This window comes from Rhodococcus sp. (in: high G+C Gram-positive bacteria) (genome assembly GCF_049286785.1).
In the GTDB taxonomy this organism is placed as follows: domain Bacteria; phylum Actinomycetota; class Actinomycetes; order Mycobacteriales; family Mycobacteriaceae; genus Rhodococcus_F.
On record NZ_JBAQEO010000589.1, the window covers coordinates 1 to 2,181 of the forward strand.

Annotated in this window: 2 protein-coding genes; both read left to right on the forward strand. The window is 64.8% G+C overall.

Annotated elements, in window-relative coordinates; genetic code table 11:
• The coding region (locus WAW17_RS21530) for a type IV secretory system conjugative DNA transfer family protein (protein ID WP_422334946.1) at nt 1–1,544 on the forward strand (1,544 nt) is incomplete at its 5' end.
• A 68-nt stretch (nt 1,545–1,612) separates the two neighbouring features.
• Nucleotides 1,613–2,131 carry a hypothetical protein gene (locus tag WAW17_RS21535; protein WP_422334947.1) on the forward strand — a complete coding sequence of 173 codons (519 nt, stop codon included), beginning with the start codon at nt 1,613–1,615 and terminating at the stop codon, nt 2,129–2,131.
• The last annotated feature ends 50 nt before the right edge of the window (nt 2,132–2,181 follow it).

Genomic DNA, 2,181 nt, shown 5'->3' on the forward strand with positions numbered 1-2,181 from the left:
GGCCGGAAGGATCGCAGCCCGGGGGACCGGTACTGACCTGGATCTGCATCGGGGTTCTCGCTTTGGTTTGCATGCTGGCCGGGGCGTATGTGTCGTCGAAGCTCACGATGCACAAGGCGGCGCAGCGGGTTCGGCGGGAGGGGTTCGCTGATCGCGCCGAGCTGGTGCGTCACGGCGTCAGCAAGAAGGAGGCGGTGAAGAAGGCGAAGAAGACCCGCGCCTCGCTCGCCGATGTGCCGCTTCGCAAGATCGACGCCGCCTCGGCGACCACCCGGATCGGGTCGCTCTACGACGCCAAGAAGGAGGGCGTGTACCTGCAATACCGGGACGGGCTCCTCGTCGAAGGCCCCACCGGCTCGGGTAAGACCTGGCGGGTGTGCTGGCAGGGAGTCACCAGCGCAGTCGGGCCGGTCGTGGCCACCACCACCCGCGGTGACCTGCTCCGCTCGACGTGGGCCGAACGCCGCGAGGCCGGGCAGGTCGAGGTCTTCGACCCGGAAGGGCTGACAGCGTTTCCGGACAAGATGCGGTGGTCGATCCTCGATGGCTGCGACGACCCCGAGGTGGCGTTGCGCCGGGCGGAAGCACTGGTGCAGGCCATGCCGATGGACGACACGAAGAACTCCGGGTACTGGAACGGCAAGGCCGCCATGCTGATGCGCGGCTACCTCTACGCGGCCGCGGTCACCGGTGCGGATCTGCGGACAGTGAAGGTGTGGGCATCCTCGCGCACCGTCAAACCCGTCCGCGACGTCCTCTCGGTCGATCTGCCGGACTGGGACGCCGAACTCGGTCAGGCGCTCGGGTCGAAGTCCGATTCCTCCGATGACGTGATCAGTGCCTGCACCCGGTTGCTCGAGCCGTTGGCGTCGCCGGCGTTGATGAATGCGGTCAACGTGCCCGCAGGCCGGTCTGCGGATCTGAAAGCCCTTCTCACTGAGGGAAATAACACGATTTACCTGGTCTCGGAAGGACACAGCCGATCGGCGGCCGCGTTCACCACGGTCCTGTCCGCCGAGTTGTATCACCTCAGCAAGCAACACGGCCTGAGCAAACCTGATGACCGCCTCGACCCGCCGTTGCGGATGGTCCTCGACGAGATGAACAACGTTGCCGCGATCCCCAACATGCCATCACTGATCACCGACTCCGGTGCGCGAGGCATCCAGATCTGGGCGGTCGTGCACAGCGCCAACCAGAACGAGGATCGCTGGGGCCGGGTCGGCGGCCGCCGGCTGACCACGGAATCGCCGGTGCGGCTGATCCTGCCCGGTCTCGGTGACGACCAGGAGCTGGCGTCGATTTCCCTGTTGCTCGGCAACCGTGATGAGTACACCAGCTCCCAAGCCCCGCCGCGGTCTGTACCGCGGATGCCCGTCGACCAGATCCGGCAGATGCCCGCCGACCAAGGATTGATGCTCGCCCGCGGCATGGCGCCAGTGAAACTGCACCTTCCGGCGGTATGGGACGTGCCCGACCTCAAACAACGGGTCGAAGACAACCAGGCGATCTTCGACGAATACTGCACGAAAGCGGTCGTGTGATGAGCGTTCCCCCATATCGGCCCGGACCGTTCGAATGGCGCCACCTCACTCAGCAAGCGGCTGCGGAGTTGTGGGTCGAACTCATCGACTGGGTCGAATGGTTACGCGAGCGCTACGACTTCGGCCGCGAGATCCAGCCGTGCTGGTTCCAACACCCCGCCCTGGTCGAGGAGCTGACCGCGGCGATGGTGGCGCACCGGGCGTCCTACCAAGAAACCAAAGATCCGTACCACCACGGCCCTGCTGCCTGGCACTATCAAGTTTTGCGCCCGATGATGGCCCGCATGACGGCGATCACCGACTTCGAGCAATGCACTCCACAAGCCTGCAGGTTCGCCCCCACGCCGGTGCATACGTTGAGCACTCTTTCCGAGTTCATTGCGGAGGACATCGCAATCCGGTCGGAGGCAACCAATCCACTGGGTGCCCATCCAGCGGGATCGATGTCTCTCGACGAGATGATCGCTCTGATCGACACCGGTGCTGCAGAGCCAGAAGATCCGTCTGATGACTTCACCGCGGTGACTATCGCCGGTGTTCGCTGGGAATTCGAGGACGAGACAGAGGATTACAGGCCCGTCTCGTAGCCCCCTGAACTGAAGTACCGACCACTGCGCTCCACTGCGGGGTCTCGCCC